Here is a 24,413-nt window from a genome sequence, read left to right as displayed (position 1 = left end):
GACACTGGAAAAACCGTTCGAGCCGACCTTGCCAAGGTCTTCCTGCTGACCGTGGCATGGCTCTTCCTCATGCCAGTGGCCACGCTGTTCTTCACCGGCTGCGCGCAGCGCACACAGGAACACCGCGTTTCTCGCTCGGGTCGAGCGGCAGATGGCGGCCTGAAGCAGACCGAGCCGTCGAAGGTGCGCAGGCCCATGGTCTGATCGATGTCCAGCCAGTCCACAGAACGCATTTGGATCGATCTGCCAAGCAGCACTAGACGGTTTGCCGGTGGATGGCCAGTGGCCCGAAGGATTGCGTCACGGGCATGACCTCGAGGAAATTGACGTTCATGCGCGCGGGCAGCGTCCCGGTCCAGAAGACGGCTTCGGCAATGTCGTCGGGGGTGAGGGGGTTGGCGTCCTTGTAGATCGTCTCTACCCGGGCCTGGTCGCCCTTGAGGCGCACCGACGAGAACTCCGTGCCGCCGACCATGCCCGGCGCGATGTCGGTCACCCGCACGGCCGTGCCCAGCAGGTCGGCGCGCAGGTTGAGAGAGAACTGCCGCACGAAGGCCTTGGTGGCCCCGTACACGTTGCCCCCGGGGTAGGGATACGCTCCCGCCGTGGAGCCCAGGTTGATCACGTGGCCGCGGTTGCGCGCCACCATGCCAGGCAGCACCGCGTGGGTCATGTACATCAGCCCCTTCACGTTCGTGTCGACCATGGCGTCCCAATTGGCGAGGTCGGCTTTCTGGGCTGGCTCCAGGCCCAGCGCCAGACCGGCATTGTTGACCAGCAGGTCGATGTCGCGATGGTCCGCGGGAAGACCGTTCACGGCAGCGGCTACGGCATCCCTGTCGCGGACGTCCAGGACCAAGGGCAGCACGCGATCGCGTCCGAGTTCGTCGGCCAGCGCGTTGAGACGCTCCTCGCGGCGCCCGGCCGCGATCACGCGATGGCCGGCGGCCGCGAAGCGCCGGGTGATGGCTGCGCCGAACCCTGAAGAGGCGCCGGTGACGAACACGATCATGCTGTTTCCTTAAAGTGGAAAGGGCGCTGGTGGGGCGCAATGGAAAAGGACGATGATCATCGCAGGCCAGCACTGAAAGCTTGCTGCTGGTCTTCGACCGGCTTTTGGTGCAGGCATCTGACGTCGTGTCCGAGTAAATTCAATGGCTTTCCCAATTCACCCTCGAACGAATAAAAAGCCCTTTGGCTTGTCCTAAAAATCGACACAATTGCCTTTGATTAAATTTAATTGTTGTTGCGATTCAAATAGGATTTATCGAAACGATGTTTTAAAATTTCGATATATACCTAAGCGGTTGATGATAAGACTGGAGATTGTGGTTTATCAACATAAAGGAACGTGCCGGTTGCATCCATATGGCCCTGTTTCACAGGCTTGAATGCTCGGCAAGTCCGGGGGAAACACCTCTTCGCCAACCACACACAGGTGGAAAGCACTTCCTATAATCCGCCCGCCGCCACTGCGAACCCACGTTCGTCGGGGTGGTCACAGTCCGAAGGTGCCTGCCGAACCAGCCATGGTGCGGCAGGTTAAACGGGAAGCAGGTGCGAGACGTCGTCGCTGACGTCTCAAAGCCTGCGCTGCCCCCGCAACGGTCAGCGGATACGGAAACCCTCAGGCCTGCTCTTTCACAGGGGCAGGCAACCACTGCGCTTCGGCGTGGGAAGGCGAGGTGGTTCCGCTCTAGTGCATGTCATGCACTCGAGCACTCCGCGAGCCCGGATACCGGCCTTCGAGACTGCCTTCGGACTTGCGGGAGGGCGTGTCCGGGCCCGGAGCTCGCACGCCTTGCCGCGCGCGGCCGGCCCATCTCCTTCTCCCGCGCATCCGCCATCGGTTCGAAACCCGCGGGGACGCGGGTCGAAGGAGAAGTCAATGAGTCGAACATCGCCCCTGCGCGATTGCGCGAGCGTGCCCGGTCGTCGCACGCGCCTGTCCAGTCTTTCGTTGAGCATCGGTCTGGCCGTCGGACCTGCCGGCGTCGTCGCCCAGCAATCCGAACGCGCCTTGGGAGGCAGTGACCGGAGCCTCAACCAGGTCCAGGTCGAAGCCGATCGACACACGCCGCTCTCGATCGACCTGCCCACCGAGACCGGCAGTCGGCTGGGTCTGACGCCCTTGGAGACGCCCGCGAGCATCGAGGTGCTCGGCGGTGACCTCATCCGTGCGCGCGGCGACGTCTCGGTGGTCGAGGCCGCCACGCGCGCCACCGGCATCACCGGTTCCCCGGGTCCGGGCAACGGCGGCACCGCCATGGCGGCACGCGGCTTCTCCGGCCATGGCTCGGTCATGCAGCTGTTCGACGGCACCCGGCTCTATGCCGGTGCCGGCACCGTGACCTTTCCCTTCGACACCTGGTCGATCGATCGGATCGAGGTGCTGCGTGGTGCCGCCTCGGTGATGTACGGGGAGGGCGCCATCGGTGGCGCCATCAACGTGGTGCCGAAGAAGCCCATGCAGGCGCCCATCCAGAACGAAGCCCTGCTGACGCTAGGCTCGGACGCCACCCGCCAGCTCGCCTTCGGCAGCGGTGGCGCCATCAACGATCGCCTGTCCTACCGCTTTGACGTCAGCCAGCGTCGCACCGATGGTTTCATGCAGCGGGGTGAGGCCGACAGCTTGGCCGTGGGCGCCGCAGTGCGCCTCGATGTCTCGCCGCGGCTGAGCTTCACGCTGTCCCATGACGAGGGCCGTCAGTTGGCGCAGACCTATTACGGCGTGCCACTGATCGACGGCCGCCTCGACGTCAGGACCCTGCGTCAGAACTACAACGTCGACGACGCCGAGATCCGGTACGACGACCGGTGGACTCGCCTCGACGCGCAGTGGGCGCCCGGCAGCGCCGTGACCGTGCGCAACCAGCTCTACCGGCTGGCGAGCCAGCGTCACTGGCGCAACACCGAGAGCTACACCTTCAATGCCGCGACCCGCCGCGTGGCGCGCGGCGACTACCTCCAGATCGGTCACGACCAGGAACAGATCGGCAACCGCACGGACGTCACGCTCCGGCACGACCTGCTCGGCCTGAGCAACCAGGTGCTCGTCGGGCTCGACGTCAATCGCATCGATTTCCAGCACACCAACGACTCGCCCTACGGCGGACGCTCGACGGTCGACCCCTTCGTCTTCGATCCGAGCCTGTACGCTTCGCCGGTGGCGTACACGCCGCGCTATCGCACCCGCACGAACACCCATGCGTTCTTCGCCGAGGACAAGCTGGAATTCAACGATCGCTGGTCGGTGGTGGGCAGCGTTCGCTGGGACCACGCGAAGGTCGAGCGCGCGGATCTCCTCAATGCGGCCAACACCATCGACAAGACCTTCGAGTTCCCCACAGGCCGGCTCGGCGTGGTGTATGCGCCTGACGTTGCGCAATCCTTCTATGCCCAGGTGGCGCGGGCAGCCGATCCGCTGACCTCGCTGATCACCACGTCCGCCACCCAGGTGCCCTTCGACCTGAGCACCGGCCGGCAGGTGGAGGTGGGCTACAAGCGACAGCTGGCGGGAGGGAAGGGCGCCTGGACCGTGGCCGCCTACCGCATCGAGAAGGACAAACTGCTCTCGCGCGACACGTTCAATCCGAACCTCACCCAGCAGATCGGCAGGCAGTCCTCCGAGGGCATCGAAGCCACGCTCGACTGGGCCTTGACCTCGACCTTGCGGCTCGAAGCCAACGTCGTGAAGCTGCGCGCACGCTACGACGACTTCAACGAGGTGGTGGGCGGCGCCCTGATTTCGCGGACCGGCAACACACCCACGGGGGTGCCCGAGCAAGCTGCCAACCTCTGGCTGCGCTGGCGTTTCCTGCCGCAGTGGGAGGCTGACGTCGGTGTGCGCCATGTGGGCGCGCGCCAGGTCGACGCGGGCAACACGCGCCAGATCGGCTCCTACGCGGTGGCCGACGGTGGGGTGAGCTGGCGCGCGAGCCCGTCATTGCGGCTCGCGCTGCGCGGCTACAACCTCGGCGATCGCCGCTACCCGGTGTCGTTCTCCAATGGCGGCAATCAGTGGCTCCTGGGCCGGCCGCGCGCGGTCGAGCTCTCGGCGCTGGTGAACTTCTGAAGGCGGCATGACTGCACTCTGGCGACGGGCTTGGCCGCGCGTGCGGCACGGGCTCTACTGGACGCATCGGTGGCTGGGCATCGGCGGCTGCCTGCTGTTCGTCATGTGGTTCGCCTCGGGCGTGGTGATGATGTACGTGAGGTATCCGAACCTCACCGACGACGAGCGGCTGGCGGGCCTCGCACCGCTGCGACTCGAGCAGGCCGTCGTGGCGCCGGCGGCCGCGCTGGCGCTGCTGCCTGCGAATGTGCGCGACCTGCCGCCACGCCGCATCGGTCTGGAGATGCAGACCGGCGGACCCGTTCCCGGCCGTGGCCTCGGCCTTGAACCGGTGTGGCGCATCGTGGACGCACGCGGCGGCCGCCTCACGGTGTCCGCCCGCACGGGTCGGGTCCTGGGCGATGTCGATGCCGCCCAGGCCACGGCCGTCGCGCGTGCGTTCTCGGGTCATCCGCAGGCGCGCTGGGTCGAGACGCTGGCGCGCGATCAATGGACCGTGCCCCAGGGCCTGGATGCGCTGCGGCCGCTGCACCGCATCGCGGTGGGCGATGCGCAAGGCACGGAACTCTATGTGTCCCAGCGCAATGGCGAGGTGGTGCGCGATACCACGCGTGCCGAGCGCTTCTGGAACTGGCTCGGGTCGGTGCCGCACTGGATCTACTTCACGCCGCTGCGCGCCGACCCCCCGCTGTGGCACGACGTGATGGTGTGGCTGTCGGCGGCGTGCATCGTCTCGGCCGTGACGGGCATCGTGATCGGCATCCTGCGTCTTCGCTTGCGGCAGCGCTACCGCAGCGGCTCGGCCACGCCCTACATGGGCTGGATGGCCTGGCACCACATCGCCGGTCTGTTGGGCGGCTTCTTCGTGCTGACCTGGATCGTGAGCGGATGGCTGTCCATGAATCCCAATGGCTGGTTCCAGCGGGGTGGCACCGACGCCGGCGCGTTGGCGCGGTATGCCGGCATCGATGCCGGCACGCCAGACGTTCCTTGGCCGCCCATCGCTCTGCCAGTGGGCACCGACATGGCTGCACCGCGCGAGGCCGTGCTCGTGTGGTTCGACGGTCGGGCACTGTTGCGGTTGCGCGATGCGCGGGCGGCCGTGCAGGTCGTGGATTCTGTGTCGGGCGAGCATGTGGCGATCGACGAAAAAGATCTGGTTCGTGCCGCCATGCGACTGCGTCCTGGCGCCTCGATCGTCGATGCGACGCTGCAGACGCGGGCTGACTTCCACTGGTACGGGCACCACCGGGAGCGTGTGCTGCCCGTGTGGCGCATCCGCTTTAACGATTCGGCGGGCAGCTGGATCTACATCGATCCGACCGACGGCCAAGTCGTGGGCAGCAGCGACCGTATAACGCGCCTGCGGCGATGGCTGTTCAACGCTGCGCACAGCCTGGACTTTCCGTGGCTGATCGCGCACCGGCCGGCCTGGGACATCGTCGTCTGGGTGCTGTCGATTGTCGGCATGGTCGCCTCGGTCAGTGGCGTCGTCGTCGGTTGGCGACGACTGAAACGTCAGCGGCGCCGTTCGATGAGAACTTGACTTGGCTACGGCATGGCCATGGTCGTCAATGCACTCAGCAGTTAGTGTAGCTACAATAAATTCATGGAAGTGACCTTCGATCCTGCCAAACGAGCTCGGACCTTGGCCGAAAGAGGCCTGGACTTTGCTGACGCGGTACGGGTATTCGAAGGCGACACACTGGAAATTGAGGACGACCGCAAGGACTACGGCGAGACCCGAATCATCTGCTTCGGCTGGTTGATGGGACGTCTGGTGGTCGTCGGCTACACACCGCGTGGCACGGACCGCCACATCTTCAGCATGAGGAAAGCCAATGAACGCGAACGACAGCGCATCGGCCCGAGTCTTGGGCTCTGACGTGGACAAAGTGGACCGCCACGAGATACAGGCGTCAGAGTACGAGGAGTTGCCCGAACTGACCGACGACATGCTGGCACGGGCCACGCTCAAGCGTGCCGGTCGTCCGCTATCAGCATCGAAAAAGGTGCTGCTGTCGGTGCGTTACAGCAAAGAGGTGGTGGACTTTTTCCGCGCGACAGGTGACGGCTGGCAGTCCCGCATGGATGGGGTGTTGAAGGAGTATGTCTCGCGGCACTCAAACCCTTGAACAGCAGTTTCCGCCGCTTTTCGAGGGTCAGTGGCAGGGTCCGCATCGACGGTCGGGCCAGGTGGATGTTCCAGAATCCTGCCCATGCAACGCTTCACCATATCTCTCGACGACGAGCTCGCCGCCCAGTTCGACGAACTGATCGCCAGCAAGGGCTACGTCAACCGCTCCGAGGCCGTGCGCGATCTCATTCGGATGGGTCTGGGTCGGGAGCGGCTAATCACGCCAGATCTTGCGGCGCCGCCGGCATGGTGCGTCGCCAATGTCAGCTATGTCTACGATCACCACGAGCAGACAGTCACTTCGCGCGTGCTCGATTTGCAGCATGACCACCATGACCTGGTGATCACCAGCCTACACACCCACCTGGATCACGATCACTGCCTGGAGACGGTGGTTCTGCGTGGACCGCTGGCCGAAGTCCGCGCCTGCGCCGAGCAGCTCATCGCCTTGCGTGGCGTCAGGCATGGCAATGTGCATCTAGTGCCGCTGGAAGCAGCGGACCAAGCGCGCCACTCGCACGGTCATCGGCCAGTCCACGACCACCTCAAGCCCATCAACTGAGATCGGCTGCGCTGCATGGCGTATGGCGAGTTGGCATGTGTGTATGAATAATTCAGGATTCTTCTTACGAATCCTGAAGTGCTTTTCATGACGTCATTGCTTCCCCGGTTGCGCCAGCCTGTCCTGCTGGGTCTCCTCTGCGGCGGTGCTGCAATGGCACAGGAAAGCCATCTGCCTGAGATTGAAGTGCGCGGTCCCCGCGATGCCTCCATCGGTACGGCCGACAGCGCCAGCGAAGGCGCGGTGGAACGCGATTCCTATCAGTCACGACCCAAGCTCCGGCCCGGCGACATCGTCGAGGCCGTGCCCGGCGTGGTCGCCACCCAGCACTCGGGCGACGGCAAGGCCAACCAGTACTTCCTGCGGGGTTTCAACCTCGACCATGGCACCGACTTCGCCGTGACGGTCGATGGCATGCCGGTCAACATGCCCACGCATGGTCACGGGCAGGGCTATGCCGATCTGAACTTCCTCATCCCCGAACTCGTCTCGGGCGTGCGCTACCGCAAGGGGCCGTACTTCGCCGAGGGCAGTGACTTCTCGCTGGCCGGCAGCGCGAGCCTCGACTATTTCAGCGCGCTCGATGCGCCCTTCGCCGAGGTCACGCTCGGCAGCCATGACTTCCGGCGCCTGATGGCCGCCGGGTCGCGTACCGTGGACGACCGGACATGGCTCGGCGCGCTCGAGATCGAAGGCAAGAACGGTCCCTGGGACGTGGCGGAGAACCTGAAGAAGGTCAATGCCGTGCTGCGCTACTCGCAAGGCTCCCCCTCTCGCGGTTTCAGCATCACCGGCATGGCCTACCGAAGCAGCTGGACCTCCACCGACCAGGTGCCTGAGCGGTCGATCGACAGCGGCGAACTGTCGCGCTTCGGCTCGCTGAATCCGAGCGATGGCGGCAAAACGCGGCGCCTCAGCCTGTCGGCCAAGTGGTTCGACAAGGGCCCGCAGGGCGACACCCAGGTCAGCGTGTATGCGATCAACTACCGCTTCGACCTGTTCTCGGACTTCACCTACTTCCTCAACAACCCGGTCGAGGGCGACCAGTTCGAGCAGGTCGATCGGCGCAGTGTGTTCGGCGCCCAGGCCTCACGTGCGGTGGCCAACAAGATCGCAGGACTCGAGGGTCTGCTGACCTTCGGCGGCCAATGGCGCGGCGATCGCATCGGGCAGGTCGGTCTCTACAACACTCAGGAGCGCGAGTGCCTGTCCACCGTGCGTGACGACAAGGTGACGCAGGATCTGTTTTCGGTCTACGGGCAGCAGCTGGTCAACTTCAGCGATCGCTGGCGCGGCTACGTCGGCGTGCGTGGCGATGTGTTGCGCTACGACGTGCAAGGCCGGGAGGCGGTTTATGGCGCCGGCAACAGCGGGCGTGGAAGGGATTCGCTGGCGAGTCCCAAGCTAGGCATGGCGTACACGCTGACGCCCGCCCATGAGCTCTACTTGAACACAGGCGTCGGCTTCCACAGCAACGATGTGCGCGGCGCCACGATCACCTTCGACCCTCAGTCGGGTCAGGCCGCCGAGCGGGTACCGGCACTGGTCAAGGGTCGGGGATCGGAGCTGAGTTGGCGCTTCCAGCCCGACGAGAACCTCACCGCCACGCTGGCGCTGTGGCAGCTGAAGCTGGATTCCGAGCTCGTCTACATCGGTGATGCAGGATCGACCGAGCCAGGACGTGCCAGCAGTCGCCGCGGCATCGAGGCGACCTTGCGTTGGAAGCTGGCGCGGTCCTGGCGCCTGGAACTCGACGGCGCACTCTCGCGGGCCCGCTTCCAGGGCAACGCACCTGAAGGGGAAGGCAACTACGTCGACAACGCCGTCGAGCGCGTGCTAGCCGCGGGTGTGACCTATGTCGACGGACCGTTGAGCGCGTCGGTGCGGCTGCGCTACCTCGGACCCCGCGCGCTGGACACCGTCGACTCGGTCCGCTCTCGCTCGGTCGCGTTGCTCAACGCCGGTGCCCGCTACGCAGTGAACCGGCAGCTCACCCTGGGCCTGGACGTCTTCAATCTGACCGGCCGCAAAGGCAATGACATCGAGTACTTCTACGCGTCCTGCACCGCCGGTGAGGTGGCCGGTGGGACGTGCGGCGGTGGCATCGACGGCCGGCACATCCACCCGATGGAGCCGCGCACGGTGCGGGTCAGCGCACGTTGGAAATTCTGACCTTGTGCAGAACCATAAATCCACGCTGGCATCGGTCAACAAGCCAAAAGATGCGTGCGGTAACTGCTGAGCAGGGTGGCTGATCTGAACATGGTTCGGCAGGACCATTGACCTCCAAGAGATTTCTTGCAGCTTTTGTTGACATGACGTTACATTGAGTACTTAAGGCCTCATCAAACTTCAACAACGAGGTCGGAGCACAGGAGATTCCTCATGTCGGCGCAATTGTCTTTTCCCTCCTCACCCCCCACGCTGCGCGTGGTCGCCGAGCGGTCGGCGGACTTCGTGAGCATCCGCGGGGTGCGCCTGCTGATGGACCAGCTGGTGGACGCCTCCTTCCTCACGCCCGAGGCCACCGCGCGCCTGCGCGAGCGCCTCATGGCGGCCACCCCCTTCCCCCACCTGGTCATCGAGGGCCTGTTCAACCCCGCCCTGCTCGAGCTGGTGCGCGAGGAGTTCGACAACCGCCCGGCCGAGGGCTGGAAGGACGTCACCAGCAGCTACGAGTCCACCCGCCGCTCCGAGCTCGGCGCCGCCCTCGGGCCGGCCTCGCAGATCTACTTCGACCTCATCAACTCCGGCTGGTTCACCCGCTGGCTGTCGGCCGTGACCGGCACGCCCTACCTGCTGGGGGACCCCCAGCGCTTCGGCGGCGGCCTCCACGAGAGCCGCGCGGGCGGCGCCTTCGCCATCCACCGCGACTTCAACTACCACCCCCACGTCGGGCTGAAGAACGAGATGGTGTGCATCACCTACCTCAACCACGACTGGCAGGACGCCTGGGGCGGCGTGCTCGAGCTGTGGGACGCCAAGGACGGGCAGTGCCAGGCGCGCGTGCGGCCGGAGTTCGGCCACACGCTGATCCTGCCGCACGGCCCGGCGAGCTTCCACGGCCACCCCGGGGCGCTGTGCCCGCCCGAGGGCGTCAAGCGCCGCTCGGTGGCCGCGTACTTCTACACCAGCCCCAAGGCGGGCCGCCAGGACCCCGAAGAAGCGGTGTCGATCTTCATGCACACCCGCCGCGCCGACCGCGCCAAGAAGGCCCTGCGCCTCATGACGCCCCCGCTGGTCTGGCGCGCAATGAAGAAATTCAAAAAATCGCCTTGAAAAATGACTGAAATGAAATTACAGGTGGTGGATGCTCATGATCAAGGATGATTTGAAACCAATTCAGCGTTTGGTGACCGTTGTCATTCCAGTATGCACGCCAGAACCGACTGCACTGGGTCGAGTTTCTTTGGCTCAAACTCTGGCCGTCCTTGGTCGCCATCCCATCACCTTTGTCGTGCCCTCATCGCTTGACGTTCAGTGGTATGAGGAATTTTGCCAAGACAAGGCTGAAATACGGTTCGAGCGGTTCGAATGGAAAAATGGCGAAGATTTTTATGAAATAACGCTCAGCTCGAGATTTTTTGAACGTTTTAAGAACTACGACTATATTTTGACGTGCCGCTTGGATGCGTTTGTATTCAAGGACGACCTTGCGGCTTGGTGTCATCAGGGATATGACTACATCGGTTCTGTGATCCCGAAAAATTCTTGGGAGGAAGAAGACATAATTTTGCCACGGCGCAATTCACGATTTCTGAAGATTGTGAGGAGTTTGCTTCGCACTCGACCGACGGCTTATTTGACTTATGGCGACTTCTCGCTCAAAAGGGTAAGCACTTTTCTGGAGATGACGCGGATTTTTAAGCCATATATCAATTTTTATAAATGGACATCGATTGTCAGAGGAAAAATTTTGTGGGAGAGCTTGTTTGTCATGCGGCATTTTCCGCGCTTGTCACGCAATTTCGTCATGCCGCCGCGCGAAATCGCGGAGCGATTCAGCACGGAATACATGGATTATGACGAGCGCGGAATGCTTTTCGATGCGAAAGGCAACGATGAATTGCCATTTGGTTCACACGGCTGGAGTCAATTCCAATCTAAGCACAAAGATTTGATCGTGTGACTGCATGATGTGTCAGTGCATGGTTTTTCTTTAATTCTTAAAGACGGATAATCCCAGAGAGAAACGACAGCTTGCGCTTTAGCCAAGCAACGCGAGTTAACAGCGATCCATTGAAAACTAAATTCAAAAAACCTGTCACATATCAAATCAATATTTAAAATAATGATTTTATGTTATCCCGGCCTCATTGATCAGCCTTGCAATTTGCCTCGCTGTCATTTGCAACCGCCGGTAATGGATTTGATCAAGTTTAGGTGCTGCATTGCTGCTGAGACAACACAGGGTGCCGTAAAGCTCTCCATTTTCAAGCCAGACTGGCGCAGCCATGTAAGCACCGACAAAAATCGGTGTCTCAGGAATGTCGTGGGTCAGGCGCATCGATTCCACATCCGGCATTACGGCAGGCAGATGCCCATCCAGCACACGTTGGCACAGGGTCTGATTGGTTGGCATTGATATGCCTTGGATGCTACCGTCATTAGAGCTAGCAGCAGCATGGCTGACGACCACATGATCGCCAGACTTCTTGGTCACCAGCACGATGTCCATGAACAATTGCTCGCGCATCACGCCGAGGATGCTGACGATGCTGTGATCGAGCGCTTTCGCTTGTTGTTCTCCCGAACTCAACACGCGGCGTGCTACGTCTGAATGTTTGGGAGAAGACGCTTTTTCGACACCTTCTGAGTCACCAACCAAAGCCATCAAAAGATGGCCTAGCTGGTCGAGCATGACCGAGTGCTGGACATGGTCTCCCAGCATGGCATTGGAGGGCATGCTGGAGAAAGTGGCCTCACTCGGACTTTGAACCACACGGGTGCCGTCCACTTTGGTGATGACTCTCAGGCCATGGGTGCCGTCCGTGCCCAAGCCGCTGAGCACCACGCCGATCACGCCTGACTGGTACCAATGTGCGGCGGACTCGAACAAGTGATCCGCATTCGATGCGGCAGTGTTCGTGGTCAGATCCAGCATGCCGACCGCGGTGAAGCCCATGCTCTCGCCAGCGGGTATGACGTAGACGCGCCCTGGAAGGAGGGGATTGCCCTCCTGTGCATACACCACGTCGAGGTTGGAAGCGGAGTGCCATTTTTGGTTCTTGAGCCTGGTGATCACCTGGCCCTGGAGCCTGTGAATGTTGACGATCACGGGCAAAGGGAAAGTCGAAGGCAACTGATTGATCAATCGAGCCAAGGCATCAATGCCTTCGATCGAGGCAGCGACGACGATCACGCGAGGTTTTGACATCAAAATTCTTGAAAAACAAACGATTTGCCGAGGCACGTCAGCGGGTTCATCAACTCAAGACATGATCTGTGACATGTCATGCCTACCAGACTCAGGGTTTGTCCTTAAAAGGGAACGTTGAAGGTTAGTCGCGGTATCAAGACACAGCGATACAGCGCAGCAGGCGTCAAGAAAAACGCCCTCTCCAACTCATCTACCCTGCGTTTAAGGGGCGCTTGCCCATAGATCGCCGTGGTGGTCTGGATGCTGGCATGGCCTATCTGGGCTTGGATCATGTCGAGCGGCACGTTGCGTGCGATGGCGCGCGTGCCGAAGGTCTGGCGCAGGCAGTGCGTCGTCGCACCCGCGAGCTTCGCGCGCTCGTGCATCGGCAGCTCCGACGCGGCGACCGCTTTCCGGATCCATGCGCGCACATGCTCGTACAGGGCCTGGTAGCCGATGGCCGTCATGGCATCGGCGGTGCTGGCCAGCAAGGGCGCCTCCGGCTGCGCGTTCTGCAAGTTGCCGAGCCCACGGTGGGCGAGGTAGGTCTGCAATGCGTCGAGCGCCTGGCCGGGGAGGGCGGCGATGCGGTTGCGGGCATCCTTGCCAAGGACCTGGATTACCCAGCCCTCGGGTTCGAGCCGGAGGTCCTGCAGCTTCGCGCCGAGTAACTCGGCCGAACGGGCCTAGTGACCGTGCTTGGCGTTCAGGTACCCAACGACTCCGGCCATGGCTCGCGGCCTACCCCAAAGCCGCCGCTGGTTGGACGCAGGTTGCTTCGAGGCTATGGTGATGGACATGCGCTCGATGATCGAATCAACTGTTGATAAGAACGGTGATTGTGATTTATCAACAGGATGGATTGCATCGATTTAGCAATACGGCCCGGGGGTAGCACACATAATGAAAGCGAAAACCGCGTCTGAGGACAGTTGCTTGACCTGCTCAATCACTGCGGTCGTCGCCATTTTCCACGCTGGTGAACCGACCTAGCGATCGCCTGGACGAATTGCCGGCGCTTTGGGTGAGGCCGAGTGCTCCAGGCGCATTGGAAGGATCCACTCCGTCGAGCACGGACCCGTTCTCAAGAACCGATCGAATCACGACTTCTCGCGCGAGCAAAGGCAGGAGTCGCCGAGAAATCCATTTTTGCCTGCACCAGCGACTTCATGGCGTTGACCAACGCCCGCGTGTCACCCCGACGCCACTGGAAAGCATAGTGCAGCGGCGCCAGAGCCGTGGACGCGCACGCAGTGCGAAGATCCAGTGTGGCAACCCATTCCACGGGAAGAAAGCCGACGCCCACGCCCAGACGCAGCATGCCGACAACCGCGGCCCAACTGTTGCACTCGACGCGTTCTTTTACCGATGCATTGTTGGTCAGCAGCCAGTCGTCCAGCAGGCGGGTCGTGCCCGCACCCTGGGGTAACGTGACCAAGGGATGATGCTGCAACAGCGCCGCTGCATCCAGATCGGTCGTTCCTGCCATGCCAGGCACCACGACCCAGGCGAAATGTGCCGCTCCTACAGGATGCGACATCAGTTCTGGCCGTGAGGAGCGGCCCGCTATCACAGCGAAGTCCAGTTCGCCCGCTGCCAGACGCTGTTCCAGGACGCTGCCCATGTCCACAACGGGTTCCAAGCTCAACTGCGGATGAGCCTTGCGCACTGCCGCGACGAAAGCAGGCAACCAAGTGAGCGCGGACAAGTCGCCCACGCCGAACCGGCAGCGACCCGCAAGCTCCGCATGCGTGCCCAGTGCCTTGCCCAGGAGCGCTGTCGCATTCAACACGTCGAGCACGGCGGGCAGCAGCTGCTTTCCCGCGTCGGTGAGGACGGCGCGATGGCCGGTGCGGTCGAACAGCGTCGCCCCTAATGCTGCTTCCAGTTCGGTGATGCGTTTGGATAACGAAGACACCGACAGGTGCAGACGTTCTGCAGCCGTAGCGAAATTGGCGCAGGTGGCAGCCCACCAGAAGGCTTCCAGCTGCTTGAGGGAGGGTGGATGCATGTTTCTAAAAAGCGAAAAGACTAATTCTAGATATCTCGCTTTTTTTCAAATATCGACTTGTCTAGAGTGCGATTCATCTTTTGCTTCAACGCTTGCCCATGGCCTCCTACGCCGAACCTTCTTCCGTGAAGTTGCCTCGTGCCCTTCGCAACATGCTGGCCCTGCACGATTTTGAAAATGCGGCACGACAGCACCTGCCTCGCCCCATCTTCGGCTATATCGCGGGAGCGGCGGAAGACAACGCCTCGCTGCGCGACAACCGCGAGGTGTTTGGCGAGTACGGGTTCGTGACTCGCGTGTTGCGCAACGTCTCCGAGCGATCACAGGCGGTCGAATTGTTCGGTCAGCGCTACGCCAGCCCGTTCGGTATCGCGCCGATGGGCATCAGTGCGTTGTCCACCTACCGAGGCGACATGGTGCTGGCGCGAGCCGCCCAACAGGCGAACGTCCTGTCGGTCATGAGCGGCACCTCGCTCATCCCGATGGAGAAGGTAGCCCATGACAGCCCGGCCACCTGGTTCCAGGCCTACATCCCAGGGGATCAGTCGCGCATCGACGCGCTGGTCGACCGGGTGGGGCGCGCAGGATTCAACACGCTGGTGGTGACGGTGGACATCCCCGTTTCGGCCAACCGCGAGAACAATATCCGCACCGGCTTTTCGACTCCGTTGCGACCCAGCCTGCGCTTGGCGTGGGACGGGATGGTGCGTCCACGCTGGGTCGCGGGCACCTTCCTACGCACGCTGCTGCGCCACGGGATGCCGCATTTCGAGAACTCGTTCGCCACGCGTGGTGCACCCATCATGTCGTCCGGTGTGTTGCGTGACTTCTCGGCGCGTGACCACCTGGGCTGGAGTCACATCGAGGCCATCCGCCGCCGCTGGAAGGGTAGCCTGGTTGTCAAGGGCCTGCTCAACGTAGAGGACGCGCTGGAGGCCCAGCGCATTGGCGCCGATGGCGTTGTGCTGTCGAACCATGGCGGACGTCAGCTTGATGGCGCGGCCTCGCCGATGCGTGTGCTTGAAGCGGTCGTTGCTGCGGTCGGTCCGGATTTCCCCGTGCTGATCGACAGTGGTTTCCGGCGTGGCTCGGACGTGCTCAAGGCAGTGGCGCTAGGCGCACGCATGGTGCTGGTGGGCCGCCCATTCAATTACGCCGCTGCCGTTGCGGGCCAGGCCGGAGTCACCCATGCCATCGACCTGCTGCGTGACGAAGTCGATCGCAACATGGCCATGCTCGGCGTGACCCGCTGCGCTGAACTGGGGCCACAGCATTTGCTGCGCCGGTACGGCTGAAAAATCAATTCCCACCTTAGGAGACCGTTCCAATGCTCATCTTTTCCTTTCGCCGTGATGCGCGTGCGCTGCTCTGCACTCTGGCCTTCACAGCAAGCGCCGCCGTGTTGGCACAGCCGGCTTACCCTAGCAAACCGATCCGCCTGATCGTGCCCTTTGCTGCAGGCGGCACCACCGACATCATTGCCCGGGTAGTGTCTGAGCCCCTGGGTCGTGAGCTGGGTCAGGCGGTGATTGTCGACAACAAGAGCGGCGCGGGCGGCACCATCGGCGCCACTGAGGCCATGCGCGCCAAGCCCGACGGCTACACATTGAGCGTCGCCACGGTGTCCACCACCGCCACGAACCCGGCCATCACGCCACGGTTTCCGTACAACCCCGAGACGGACTTCGTGCCCATCATCAACATTGCCGCGACGCCCAACATCGTTGCGGTCAATCCCAAGTTCCCAGCCAAGAACTACGAGGAGTTCGTCGAGGAGCTGAGGAAGAACCCCAACAAGTATTCGTATGCCTCTACCGGTACCGGCAGCATCACTCATATGCTGATGGAGCTCTATAAAAGCATGGCGGGCGTCCAGATGACTCACATTCCCTATCGAGGCGCCGGTCCGGCCTCGAACGATGTGGTCGCCAACCAGGTCAGCATGAACCTGGACAACCTGCCTTCATCGCTTCCGTTCATCAAGGATGGCCGGCTGGTGCCGATCGTCGTGGCGGCTCCGCAGCGACTGGCCGTGCTGCCCCAGGTTCCGACGTTCAAGGAAGTGGGATTGGAGCCGGTCAACCGCATGGCGTACTACGGCATCGTCGGACCCAGGGGCACGTCCAGGGAAGTGGTGGACCGGATCAATTCGGCTTTGAAAAAGGTGCTGACCGATCCAGCGGTGATGAGACGTATCGAGAATACGGGCTCATTGGTGATTGCCAACACGCCGGAGCAGTTTGCCGAGCAGATCAAAAATGAATTCGCCACGTACAAGGACGTGGTGACGAAGCAGAAGCTGACGCTGGACTGAGTCTTATCGGGTGCGTCTAATCATGTTGGAGACTCTATCACTCGAAGATGCTCCGGTAGGCATAAAGACCGGGTGTCCCGCCCGTCATGACGAACAGTACCTTGTCGCCGCGCTCGTACCGCCGAGCCTGGACGTCGGAGATCAGACCCGCCAGGGCTTTTCCAGAATAGACTGGGTCGACCAGCAAGCCCTCGTTCGCGCCCAGCAGCTTGACTGCCGAAATCATCTCAGGGGTCGGAATGCCGTAACCCTCCCCACGATGCGTGCTATCAAGGTCGAGTGCGTCGTCGTTGACATCTCCGGAATGACCGAGGAGCGCGAGCGTTGATCGTGCAAGTTCCAGCGTGGCAGTTCGGGTTGCTCCCGGATCCGCCAGCACGGAATACCCCCGCACGCTGCCGATACCGCGTTTCAGGAGTTCGAAGCCAGCGGCCAGGCCCGCTTGCGTGCCAAAGCTGCCGTTGGGGACGACGATTTGCCGGAACCGCCAGCCGGACTGTTGTTCCTGCTGCTCGATCTCGAGGGCACATCGGACGTAACCCAGACAGCCCAGTGGGGTCGAACCTCCCATGGGAATGACATAAGCGCGCCGTCCTAGACCAGCCAGCGCGTGCGCATGTTCGTGCGCCGCCTGCAGCGCGTTCGATCCATGAACCAGCGTGCGGACCCGGGCGCCAAAGATGGCGTCGAGCACGAGGTTGCCGCTGCGCTCGTATTCGTCGTCGGTGCGCTGCACGGTCTTGGTGAGGAAGACTTCGCAGGCGAGTCCGATGCGAGCCGCCGCCGCCGCAGTCAGCCGCGCGTGGTTGGACTGCAAGGCACCGACCGTGACCACGGTGTCCGCGCCCTGCGCCTGGGCCGCGGCAAGGAGGTATTCAAGCTTTCGCAGTTTGTTGCCACCGCCACCGAGCTCCATGTGGTCGTCCCGTTTTGCGAACAGCTGGACGCCATAGGCTTCGGCCCCGAGTGCTGCCTCCAAGCGTGTCAACCGCTGGATCGGTGTCGGGCTCGTTATCAATGAAACGCGGGCGAAACGGGCCAGCGCCTGGTCTAGATCAACGGGGGTCACAGCAGCTCCTACTTCGATATGGCCTTCAACCTCGCAGTGTAGAACTGCGAAACGGATTAACCGTCCACGGCTGTTGCGGGGGCAATCTGGTTATTTGCGCCGTGCCTGCACGCTTCGGACGACGTGCAGCCGAGAGGCAGCCATGTCGATGACTGGTCCTGCTTCAAGTCAGCCCGTGGCTTCCAGCCCACTAAGGGTATTTACCTAAAAAACGAGCTCGACCAATCTTTTTTTAGAGACTAGTATCGAAACATGAGCCAGAGCAGACGCTCTGGGTTTCGATGAACAGACGCCACCACTTCTCAGAAGGACAGGGCAACGCGTCTTCTCTAGGAGTTTCTTCGTGGAATCGATCCTTACGCCGGCATCCCCGGCGCCGATCAGCGACAAGGTCAGTGCGTATGCCTGGAAAGCCCTCGCAGGCTCTGCCATCGGCTACGCAATGGACGGCTTCGACCTGTTGATCCTTGGCTTCATGCTCGCGGTGATTTCCGCAGACTTGCATCTCACGTCCGGTCAGGCTGGATCTCTCGTGACCTGGACGCTGGTGGGCGCTGTCGCAGGAGGTATCGTCTTTGGTTCGCTCAGCGACCACTTCGGCCGCATCCGCGTGATGACCTGGACCATCGTACTGTTCGCTGTCTTCACCGGGTTGTGTGCCTTCGCGCAGGGCTACTGGGACCTGCTGATCTACCGCACGGTCGCAGGGATCGGATTGGGCGGTGAGTTCGGAATTGGCATGGCGCTGGCGGCGGAGGCCTGGCCAGCGAGCAAGCGTGCGCGGGTGTCGTCGTATGTGGCACTGGGCTGGCAGACAGGCGTCTTGGGTGCCGCGCTGCTGACGCCCTTGCTGCTGCCAAGCATTGGCTGGCGTGGCATGTTCATGGTCGGCGTGCTGCCCGCTTTCATTGCTTGGTTCATCCGCAACCGGCTGCATGAGCCCGAGGTGTTCATCCGTCAACCCAAAGTCAAAGGCTCAAAGCTCCAGTCCTTTCGGCTGCTGATCAAGGATGCACGCACTACCCGCACCAGCCTGGGCATCGTGATCCTGTGCGCAGTTCAAAACTTCGGCTACTACGGCATCATGATCTGGATGCCGAGCTTCCTGGCCAACAAGCTCGGCTTCAACCTGACGAAATCAGCCCTGTGGACCTCCGTAACCATCATGGGAATGATGGCCGGCATCTTCATCTTCGGCCAGCTCGCCGACAAGATCGGCCGCAAGCCCAGTTTCCTGCTGTTCCAGACCGGCGCCGTCATCATGGTGCTGACGTACTCCCAGCTTTCCGATCCCATCACGATGCTGTGGGCGGGTGCCGTGCTCGGCATGTTCGTCAACGGCATGCTGGGCGGCTACGGTGCCCTTATGTCGGAAGCCTATCCGACCGAAGCGCGGGCCACGGCACAGAACGTTCTGTTCAATCTTGGACGCGGGGTGGGCGGTTTCGGGCCAGTGGTCGTCGGTGCCCTGGCCATGGCCTATTCGTTTCAGACCGCCATCGCGCTCCTGGCATCGATCTATGTGCTTGCCATGCTCGCCACGCTTTTCCTCATCCCTGAACTCAAGGGCAAGGAACTCGAATGACGTTTCTTCCGACTGACCATCAGTCCCCGTCTTTTGCGCCCGTCGAGCCGGTTGGCTGCTCAACCGCTTCGGAATGCTTTCAGCGCAATGCCGACCATGTGGCATCGCACCGTTGCGAAGTGGTCGAGCACCGTTGGGTCAACGACCGCTACAAGTACCTGAAGCTGATGGCAAAAGCCAATCTGGCGGGTGCGACGAAACCTGGGCAGTTCTATCAACTGAAGTGTCCTGCCACCAACGACTTGAGCCCGTTCCTGCTGCGCCCGATGAGCGTCTATGGCGTCGGCCCGGAGCCCGGAACGATCGAGTTCCTTTACAACGTGGCAGGCGTTGGCACGCAGGCGATGGCGCAACTCGACGTCGGCGGCCACATGGACATCGTTGGACCGCTGGGCAATACCTTTGTGCTTGACGCCCAGGTCAGGCGCATTCTGGTCGTGGCGCGGGGTGTGGGTCTGGCCACGATGGCACCGCTGTTGCAGCTTGCTGCGAGCAAGGGCATCGGTATCACCGCCGTCATGTCGGCGCGTGCACCGAAGGATCTGATGCGCGAGGAATTCCTGCGTGGCGTGGAAGCCGACGTGCACTGCGTCTACGACAGCGACGGGACCTCCTCGGTGGACGCCATGGATGCGCTCGTGCGCCGCCTGTTCGAAGCCGAGCACCACGATGTGGTCTACACCTGCGGTTCGCACCGTGTGCTGATGTTGCTGCAGCACGTGCTCAAGGATTTTCCCGCCATGCGCGGAGAGGTCGCCATGGAACAGCGCATGGCCTGCGGCATGGGAGTGTGCCTGTCCTGCGTTCGCCTGTTCGACAAGGACGGCGACAAGCAATTCCTTCGCGTCTGCCGTGAAGGTCCGGTGTTTCCCATCAGCGACGTCGTCGGGGAGGTGGAGTTTGGCTGATCTGTCCATCAGGGTGGGCGAGCTCGCGCTCCGAAATCCAGTGATGCCCGCTTCGGGCTGTTTCGCGATCGAGTACGCCGAAGCGCTCGATTTCAACAATCTCGGTGCACTCGTCATCAAAAGCGTCTCGCCTAAGAGCCGGGCGGGCAACCCGACGCCGCGCGTGACCGAGGCATACAGCGGCATGCTGAACTCCATCGGCATCCCGAGCAAAGGTCTCGGCTACTACCGTGACGCCGTTCTGCCACCGTACACCCGATTCAACACGCCGGTCGTGGTATCGATCTCGGCTGACACCGTCGACGAATTTGCCGATGCAGTTGCCCAGATGTCGCTGCCCGAGGTCGCGGTGATCGAGGCCAACATCTCTTGCCCGAACCTAGAAGCCGATGGCATGGCGTTCGCCATGACACCCGAGACAACATACCAAGTCGTCAGCGCAATTCGCCGGCGCACGACCCATCCATTCTGGGCCAAGCTCACACCCAACGCGTCGCACATCGCCGCTGTTGCCAAGGCGGCTGAGGAAGCGGGCGCTGACGCGCTGGTCATGGGCAACACCGTGCTAGGCATGTCGATCGACGTTCGCACCCGCAAGCCCAAGCTTGGCAACGTGATGGGCGGCCTCTCAGGGCCGGCCATCAAGCCGATTGCTTTGAGGATGGTCCACCAGTGCTACCGCAGCGTGCGCATTCCAATCATCGGCTGCGGCGGCATCTCCAGCGCCGATGACGCCGTGGAATTCATGCTGGCAGGCGCTGCCGCTGTGCAAATCGGTACTGCGTCGTTCATTGATCCGGGCGCAATGCAAAAGATCATCAACGGGCTTGACGCTTACTGCCAAGAAATGGGCGTGGAGCACATCCGCGATCTCACCGGACAGGTGAAGCTCGACCGACAGTTGTCGGATCGCTGGCTGCGCTTCGCACAGCAATCAGGCTAAAAAATTCCCAACACTGACGTCAACAAATACTAATTGGCGAATGCATATGAAAAATATTGCTCTTTTTAATTCTAGTCCGGTAGTAAAGGGTTTTCTTGCTTGCACCTTATTCAGTGCAACCATTGCTGTTGCTGCAGGCTACCCTGACAAACCGATTACCATCGTTGTGCCTTATGCAGCAGGTGGAAGCAATGACCTTGTGGCACGTGTCATTGGCAATCAAATCGGCAAGGAATTGAACATTGCGGTCGTTGTTGACAATGCCGCCGGCGCAAGCGGCACCATTGGCGCCGCAAAAGTCGTGAATGCCAAGCCTGATGGCTATACGCTGCTGTTGGGTTCCAACAGCGAAGTCTCGATTGCAAAGCTGATGAATCCGGCGATTCGTTACGACGGGCAGCGCGATCTCGCGCCGATCAGAATGATCGGATCGCAGCCAATGGTGCTGGTGACGGGATCGCAATCAAGCATCCATGGCATCGATGGTTTTCTTTCTTTAGCAAAAGACAAGCAGAACGTCAATTACGGAACGTCGGGTATCGGCACTCCCCTGCATCTGACAGGCGAACTCGTTCGTTCCCTCACCAAGATCAACATGAATCATGTGCCTTACAAGGGAGGCGCAACCGCTGTCACTGATTTGATTGGGAATCAAATCGACTTGGGTGTGCTGGTGCTCTCAACGGCACTGCCTTACATCAAATCCGGAAAACTTCAAGCCATCGGGGTGACTTCGGCAACGCGCTCGCCTGCCGCGCCGGACATTGCGGCGCTGGCAGAGAACAAATCGCTGGCCGGCGTGAACATGCGCCTGTGGTTCGGCATATTTTCCCCGAAGAACGTTCCCAATGACGTAAATGACAAGTTGGTGGCAGCACTGAACCGTGCGGTGGCGTCTCCTGAAGTGGCCAAGAAGTTGGCCGAATCAGGGGTCGAACTCGACACCAGGGTCGGTGCGACTTTTGGTGCCTTCATTGCGGACGAAACCAAAAAGTATCAAAAGATTTTGGCTGAGACCAACGTTCAGAAGTGATGTTGCAGCATGTCTGTATCCATCATGATTTCTTCATGCGGTGACCAATGAACTTTTCTGCCCTTTGTCCCGTTGCCAATCGACTTTTCGACGACGTGCGTGATTTGTCGTTCGACGGGGTTGGTGTGACCCGCGAGAGCTATGGCAAATTCGAGTCAGCAACTGCCGACTACCTGCGCGCATTTGCGGAGGAAGAAGGCCTCGACGTTCACGTCGACAGGGCAGCCAACCTGGTTTTCCGGCTGCCGGAAACCGCTGCGGCAGCCACCGTAGCTTGGACCGGCTCACACATCGACTCGGTGCCACAGGGCGGCAATTTCGATGGCTACGCCGGTGTGGTTGCCGGGCTGCTGTGCCTGATCGAACAGAAGCGCAGTGGCCGCCACTATGATCTACCCTTGGAGGTCATTGCCTTTCGCGGCGAAGAGAGTGCCTGGTTCGGCAAGGCTTACATAGGTTCGGGTGCGCTTTTGGGCAAGCTCGGCGACGCCGATCTGGCCTTGACGCAACGCACGACTGGTCAGACCCTGGCTGAATGCATGCTCGCCTGCGGCGCCGATGTGGAAGCGATCCGTGCTCAGGAGGTGTTGGTCGATAAGGCCCGCATCCAGGCCTACCTCGAACTGCACATCGAGCAAGGCCCAGTCATGATTGCGCGTCAGCTCCCGCTGGCCGTGGTCTCTGGCATCCGTGGCAACGTGCGTCACAACCGCATCGTCTGCCATGGCGATGCACAGCACTCAGGGGTCGTCCCACGCTGGCTGCGCCGCGACGCCATGTTCGCCGTGGCCGACCTGATCATGCGCATCGACGAACACTGGCGCGAGTTGCTCGAACGCGGCACCGACCTAGTGGTGACGGCAGGCATCGTGACGACCAATCCGGCTGAGCACTCGATCTCGCGCATTCCGGGCGAAGTCAGCTTCAGCCTGGAAGCCCGCAGCAAGAGCAACGACACGCTCGAAGCGTTCTATCAACTGATGCAAGCCGAGTGCAGTTCCATCGGTCGCGAGCGCAATGTGCGGTTCGAGTTCGACCGCCGACTGCGCAGCGAGCCCGCCACGATGGACCCCGCCATTTGCGACGCCTTGTCAAAAGCCTGCAGCGATCAGGGCACGCCGTTCGAGGTGATCCCGAGCGGTGCTGGTCATGACGCCTCTCTTTTCGCCAACGCGGGCATCGCCAGCGGCATGCTGTTCGTGCGCAATCAGAACGGTTCGCACAACCCGCATGAAGCCATGGACATGGCGGATTTCATGCTGGGCGCGTATGCGCTGCATACGACCTGCTCGCGCCTTACACCCAGGGCGAAGGTCACTTCATGAGCCCGACCACGCTCACCCTGCGTCAACCCGATGACTGGCACCTGCACCTGCGCGATGGTGACGTCCTGCAGACGGTGCTGCGTCACACCACCAACCAGTTCGCACGGGCGATCGTGATGCCCAACCTGAAGACGCCGGTGACCACCGTGACACAGGCCCGGGCCTACCGGGAACGCATCTTGGCCGCCGTGGACCCAGGCGTGTCATTCACGCCGTTGATGACGGCCTACCTCTGCGACAACACGCCTGCGGATGAACTACGCCGAGGTTTCGAGGAAGGCGTCTTCACAGCTGTCAAGCTCTATCCCGCTGGTGCCACCACCAATTCCGAATTCGGCGTGACATGGACATCACGCATCACGAAGGTGCTTGAAACCTTGCAGGAGATCGGCATGCCGCTGCTGGTCCACGGGGAGAGCACTGATCCTGCCGTCGACGTGTTTGACCGCGAAGCCGTTTTCATCGACACGACGCTGCAGCCCATGCTGTGGGATTTCCCGGCGCTCAAAGTGGTGATTGAGCACGTCACCACCCAACAGGCGGTGGACTTCGTGCGATCTGATGACAGCGGCAGACTCGGCGCCACGATCACACCGCAACACCTCATGTTCAATCGCAACGCGATTTTCATGGGCGGCATCCGGCCGCACTACTACTGCCTGCCGGTGCTCAAACGAGAGGGTCATCGCCTGGCCTTGAGGGCCGCCGCGACATCGGGCGACCCACGGTTTTTCCTCGGGACCGATTCGGCGCCGCACCTGCGAACCTTGAAGGAAGCCGGGTGTGGCTGTGCCGGAATCTTCAATGCGCCCAGTGCCCTTCAAAGCTACTGCACGGTTTTTGACGAGGAGAACGCACTTGATCGCTTGGAGGGGTTCACTAGTTTGCATGGCGCTCGCTTCTACGGTCTTCCGGTCAACGAAAACACGGTGACGCTGTCCCGGACCCCGTTTGAAGTGCCCGAGGACGTCCTGCTGCCCAGCGGGGCGGCAATTCATCCTTTCTTGGGTAGCACCAGCCTGCCTTGGACGCTGACTCATTTGCCTGATGACTGAGTCGTAGAACTCCGTTTCTCTCTACCTTTTTTGAATT

The 24,413-nt window shown here is 61.5% G+C and carries 20 protein-coding genes, 1 pseudogene and 1 riboswitch; of the genes and pseudogenes, 16 read left to right on the top strand and 5 right to left on the bottom strand.

Going from position 1 to position 24,413, the window contains the following annotated elements:
• Window positions 1-256: 256 nt before the first annotated feature.
• Window positions 257-1,012, bottom strand: coding sequence for an SDR family NAD(P)-dependent oxidoreductase (locus tag ABID77_RS17005; RefSeq protein ID WP_429598269.1), 756 nt, complete (start codon window positions 1,010-1,012; stop codon window positions 257-259).
• A 481-nt stretch (window positions 1,013-1,493) separates the two neighbouring features.
• Window positions 1,494-1,761, top strand: a riboswitch (cobalamin riboswitch).
• A gap of 127 nt (window positions 1,762-1,888) precedes the next feature.
• Between ABID77_RS17005 and ABID77_RS17000 the strand changes: the two genes are divergently transcribed.
• The 8 genes from ABID77_RS17000 to ABID77_RS16965 all read left to right on the top strand — a co-directional run bounded on the left by ABID77_RS17000 (window position 1,889) and on the right by ABID77_RS16965 (window position 10,903).
• The gene (locus tag ABID77_RS17000) at window positions 1,889-4,075 is read left to right on the top strand and encodes a TonB-dependent receptor (RefSeq protein ID WP_429598267.1); all 2,187 of its coding nucleotides are present in this window, start codon (window positions 1,889-1,891) and stop codon (window positions 4,073-4,075) included.
• A 7-nt stretch (window positions 4,076-4,082) separates the two neighbouring features.
• Entirely contained in the window at window positions 4,083-5,621 is a 1,539-nt protein-coding gene (locus ABID77_RS16995) for a PepSY domain-containing protein (protein WP_429598265.1), read from the top strand.
• Window positions 5,622-5,684: 63 nt separating this feature from the next.
• Complete coding sequence (locus ABID77_RS16990; protein ID WP_429598263.1) at window positions 5,685-5,960, top strand: BrnT family toxin; 276 nt, start codon at window positions 5,685-5,687, stop codon at window positions 5,958-5,960.
• The gene (locus ABID77_RS16985; RefSeq protein ID WP_429598261.1) at window positions 5,917-6,210 is read left to right on the top strand and encodes a BrnA antitoxin family protein; all 294 of its coding nucleotides are present in this window, start codon (window positions 5,917-5,919) and stop codon (window positions 6,208-6,210) included. Before ABID77_RS16990 ends, ABID77_RS16985 begins: the two co-directional genes overlap by 44 nt.
• Window positions 6,211-6,294: 84 nt before the next feature.
• Complete coding sequence (gene nikR / locus ABID77_RS16980) at window positions 6,295-6,774, top strand: nickel-responsive transcriptional regulator NikR (RefSeq protein ID WP_429598259.1); 480 nt, start codon at window positions 6,295-6,297, stop codon at window positions 6,772-6,774.
• An 87-nt stretch (window positions 6,775-6,861) separates the two neighbouring features.
• Window positions 6,862-8,946: a TonB-dependent receptor gene (locus ABID77_RS16975; RefSeq protein WP_429598257.1), complete on the top strand. Its 2,085-nt coding sequence runs from the start codon at window positions 6,862-6,864 to the stop codon at window positions 8,944-8,946.
• Window positions 8,947-9,159: 213 nt separating this feature from the next.
• Window positions 9,160-10,053 (top strand): 2OG-Fe(II) oxygenase, encoded by an 894-nt coding sequence (locus ABID77_RS16970; RefSeq protein WP_429598255.1) that lies wholly within the window; start codon window positions 9,160-9,162, stop codon window positions 10,051-10,053.
• 37 nt (window positions 10,054-10,090) lie between these two features.
• Window positions 10,091-10,903 carry a DUF5672 family protein gene (locus ABID77_RS16965; RefSeq protein ID WP_429598253.1) on the top strand — a complete coding sequence of 271 codons (813 nt, stop codon included), beginning with the start codon at window positions 10,091-10,093 and terminating at the stop codon, window positions 10,901-10,903.
• A gap of 168 nt (window positions 10,904-11,071) precedes the next feature.
• Here ABID77_RS16965 and ABID77_RS16960 read toward each other — a convergent pair whose 3' ends face one another.
• From ABID77_RS16960 to ABID77_RS16950, 3 genes and pseudogenes are all read right to left on the bottom strand, one after another.
• Window positions 11,072-12,151, bottom strand: coding sequence for a chemotaxis protein CheB (locus ABID77_RS16960; RefSeq protein WP_429598251.1), 1,080 nt, complete (start codon window positions 12,149-12,151; stop codon window positions 11,072-11,074).
• 104 nt (window positions 12,152-12,255) lie between these two features.
• Window positions 12,256-12,804 (bottom strand): annotated as a pseudogene (locus ABID77_RS16955) (tyrosine-type recombinase/integrase); the annotation flags it as partial.
• A 413-nt stretch (window positions 12,805-13,217) separates the two neighbouring features.
• Window positions 13,218-14,144 (bottom strand): LysR family transcriptional regulator, encoded by a 927-nt coding sequence (locus ABID77_RS16950; RefSeq protein WP_429598249.1) that lies wholly within the window; start codon window positions 14,142-14,144, stop codon window positions 13,218-13,220.
• A 98-nt stretch (window positions 14,145-14,242) separates the two neighbouring features.
• On the opposite strand from ABID77_RS16950, the gene ABID77_RS16945 reads away from it, so the two are divergent.
• Together ABID77_RS16945 and ABID77_RS16940 are read left to right on the top strand one after the other, a co-directional pair.
• Window positions 14,243-15,439: an alpha-hydroxy acid oxidase gene (locus ABID77_RS16945; RefSeq protein WP_429598247.1), complete on the top strand. Its 1,197-nt coding sequence runs from the start codon at window positions 14,243-14,245 to the stop codon at window positions 15,437-15,439.
• Between the two features lie 32 nt (window positions 15,440-15,471).
• Window positions 15,472-16,458: a tripartite tricarboxylate transporter substrate binding protein BugE gene (locus tag ABID77_RS16940; protein WP_429598245.1), complete on the top strand. Its 987-nt coding sequence runs from the start codon at window positions 15,472-15,474 to the stop codon at window positions 16,456-16,458.
• A gap of 37 nt (window positions 16,459-16,495) precedes the next feature.
• Here ABID77_RS16940 and ABID77_RS16935 read toward each other — a convergent pair whose 3' ends face one another.
• On the bottom strand, window positions 16,496-17,527 hold the full coding sequence (locus ABID77_RS16935) for a D-cysteine desulfhydrase family protein (protein ID WP_429598243.1): 1,032 nt from the start codon (window positions 17,525-17,527) through the stop codon (window positions 16,496-16,498).
• 343 nt (window positions 17,528-17,870) lie between these two features.
• Between ABID77_RS16935 and ABID77_RS16930 the strand changes: the two genes are divergently transcribed.
• From ABID77_RS16930 to pyrC, 6 genes are read left to right on the top strand one after another with little or no spacing between them, the layout of a single operon-like run.
• Entirely contained in the window at window positions 17,871-19,112 is a 1,242-nt protein-coding gene (locus tag ABID77_RS16930; RefSeq protein ID WP_429598241.1) for an MFS transporter, read from the top strand.
• On the top strand, window positions 19,109-20,020 hold the full coding sequence (locus tag ABID77_RS16925; protein WP_429598239.1) for a dihydroorotate dehydrogenase electron transfer subunit: 912 nt from the start codon (window positions 19,109-19,111) through the stop codon (window positions 20,018-20,020). Before ABID77_RS16930 ends, ABID77_RS16925 begins: the two co-directional genes overlap by 4 nt.
• On the top strand, window positions 20,013-20,963 hold the full coding sequence (locus ABID77_RS16920; RefSeq protein WP_429598237.1) for a dihydroorotate dehydrogenase: 951 nt from the start codon (window positions 20,013-20,015) through the stop codon (window positions 20,961-20,963). Before ABID77_RS16925 ends, ABID77_RS16920 begins: the two co-directional genes overlap by 8 nt.
• Window positions 20,964-21,009: 46 nt before the next feature.
• Window positions 21,010-21,996, top strand: coding sequence for a Bug family tripartite tricarboxylate transporter substrate binding protein (locus ABID77_RS16915; RefSeq protein WP_429598235.1), 987 nt, complete (start codon window positions 21,010-21,012; stop codon window positions 21,994-21,996).
• A 47-nt stretch (window positions 21,997-22,043) separates the two neighbouring features.
• A complete protein-coding gene (locus ABID77_RS16910; RefSeq protein WP_429598233.1) occupies window positions 22,044-23,321 on the top strand; it encodes a hydantoinase/carbamoylase family amidase in 1,278 nt (425 codons plus the stop codon).
• Entirely contained in the window at window positions 23,318-24,376 is a 1,059-nt protein-coding gene (pyrC, locus tag ABID77_RS16905; protein WP_429598231.1) for a dihydroorotase, read from the top strand. Before ABID77_RS16910 ends, pyrC begins: the two co-directional genes overlap by 4 nt.
• The last annotated feature ends 37 nt before the right edge of the window (window positions 24,377-24,413 follow it).

This window comes from Variovorax sp. PvP013, assembly GCF_050435945.1.
GTDB lineage: Bacteria > Pseudomonadota > Gammaproteobacteria > Burkholderiales > Burkholderiaceae_C > Variovorax.
The sequence above is the reverse complement of the archived record's forward strand: the minus strand, read 5'-3'. Positions and strand labels throughout refer to the sequence as shown.

Coding starts and splice junctions, on each gene's coding strand:
- pyrC (WP_429598231.1), top strand. CDS start 23,318: ATGAGCCCGACCACGCTCACCCTGCGTCAACCCGATGACTGGCACCTG.
- ABID77_RS16915 (WP_429598235.1), top strand. CDS start 21,010: ATGAAAAATATTGCTCTTTTTAATTCTAGTCCGGTAGTAAAGGGTTTT.
- ABID77_RS16910 (WP_429598233.1), top strand. CDS start 22,044: ATGAACTTTTCTGCCCTTTGTCCCGTTGCCAATCGACTTTTCGACGAC.
- ABID77_RS17000 (WP_429598267.1), top strand. CDS start 1,889: ATGAGTCGAACATCGCCCCTGCGCGATTGCGCGAGCGTGCCCGGTCGT.
- ABID77_RS16995 (WP_429598265.1), top strand. CDS start 4,083: ATGACTGCACTCTGGCGACGGGCTTGGCCGCGCGTGCGGCACGGGCTC.
- ABID77_RS16960 (WP_429598251.1), bottom strand. CDS start 12,151: ATGTCAAAACCTCGCGTGATCGTCGTCGCTGCCTCGATCGAAGGCATT.
- ABID77_RS16965 (WP_429598253.1), top strand. CDS start 10,091: ATGATCAAGGATGATTTGAAACCAATTCAGCGTTTGGTGACCGTTGTC.
- ABID77_RS16940 (WP_429598245.1), top strand. CDS start 15,472: ATGCTCATCTTTTCCTTTCGCCGTGATGCGCGTGCGCTGCTCTGCACT.
- ABID77_RS16950 (WP_429598249.1), bottom strand. CDS start 14,144: ATGCATCCACCCTCCCTCAAGCAGCTGGAAGCCTTCTGGTGGGCTGCC.
- nikR (WP_429598259.1), top strand. CDS start 6,295: ATGCAACGCTTCACCATATCTCTCGACGACGAGCTCGCCGCCCAGTTC.
- ABID77_RS16975 (WP_429598257.1), top strand. CDS start 6,862: ATGACGTCATTGCTTCCCCGGTTGCGCCAGCCTGTCCTGCTGGGTCTC.
- ABID77_RS16970 (WP_429598255.1), top strand. CDS start 9,160: ATGTCGGCGCAATTGTCTTTTCCCTCCTCACCCCCCACGCTGCGCGTG.
- ABID77_RS17005 (WP_429598269.1), bottom strand. CDS start 1,012: ATGATCGTGTTCGTCACCGGCGCCTCTTCAGGGTTCGGCGCAGCCATC.
- ABID77_RS16985 (WP_429598261.1), top strand. CDS start 5,917: ATGAACGCGAACGACAGCGCATCGGCCCGAGTCTTGGGCTCTGACGTG.
- ABID77_RS16945 (WP_429598247.1), top strand. CDS start 14,243: ATGGCCTCCTACGCCGAACCTTCTTCCGTGAAGTTGCCTCGTGCCCTT.
- ABID77_RS16990 (WP_429598263.1), top strand. CDS start 5,685: ATGGAAGTGACCTTCGATCCTGCCAAACGAGCTCGGACCTTGGCCGAA.
- ABID77_RS16925 (WP_429598239.1), top strand. CDS start 19,109: ATGACGTTTCTTCCGACTGACCATCAGTCCCCGTCTTTTGCGCCCGTC.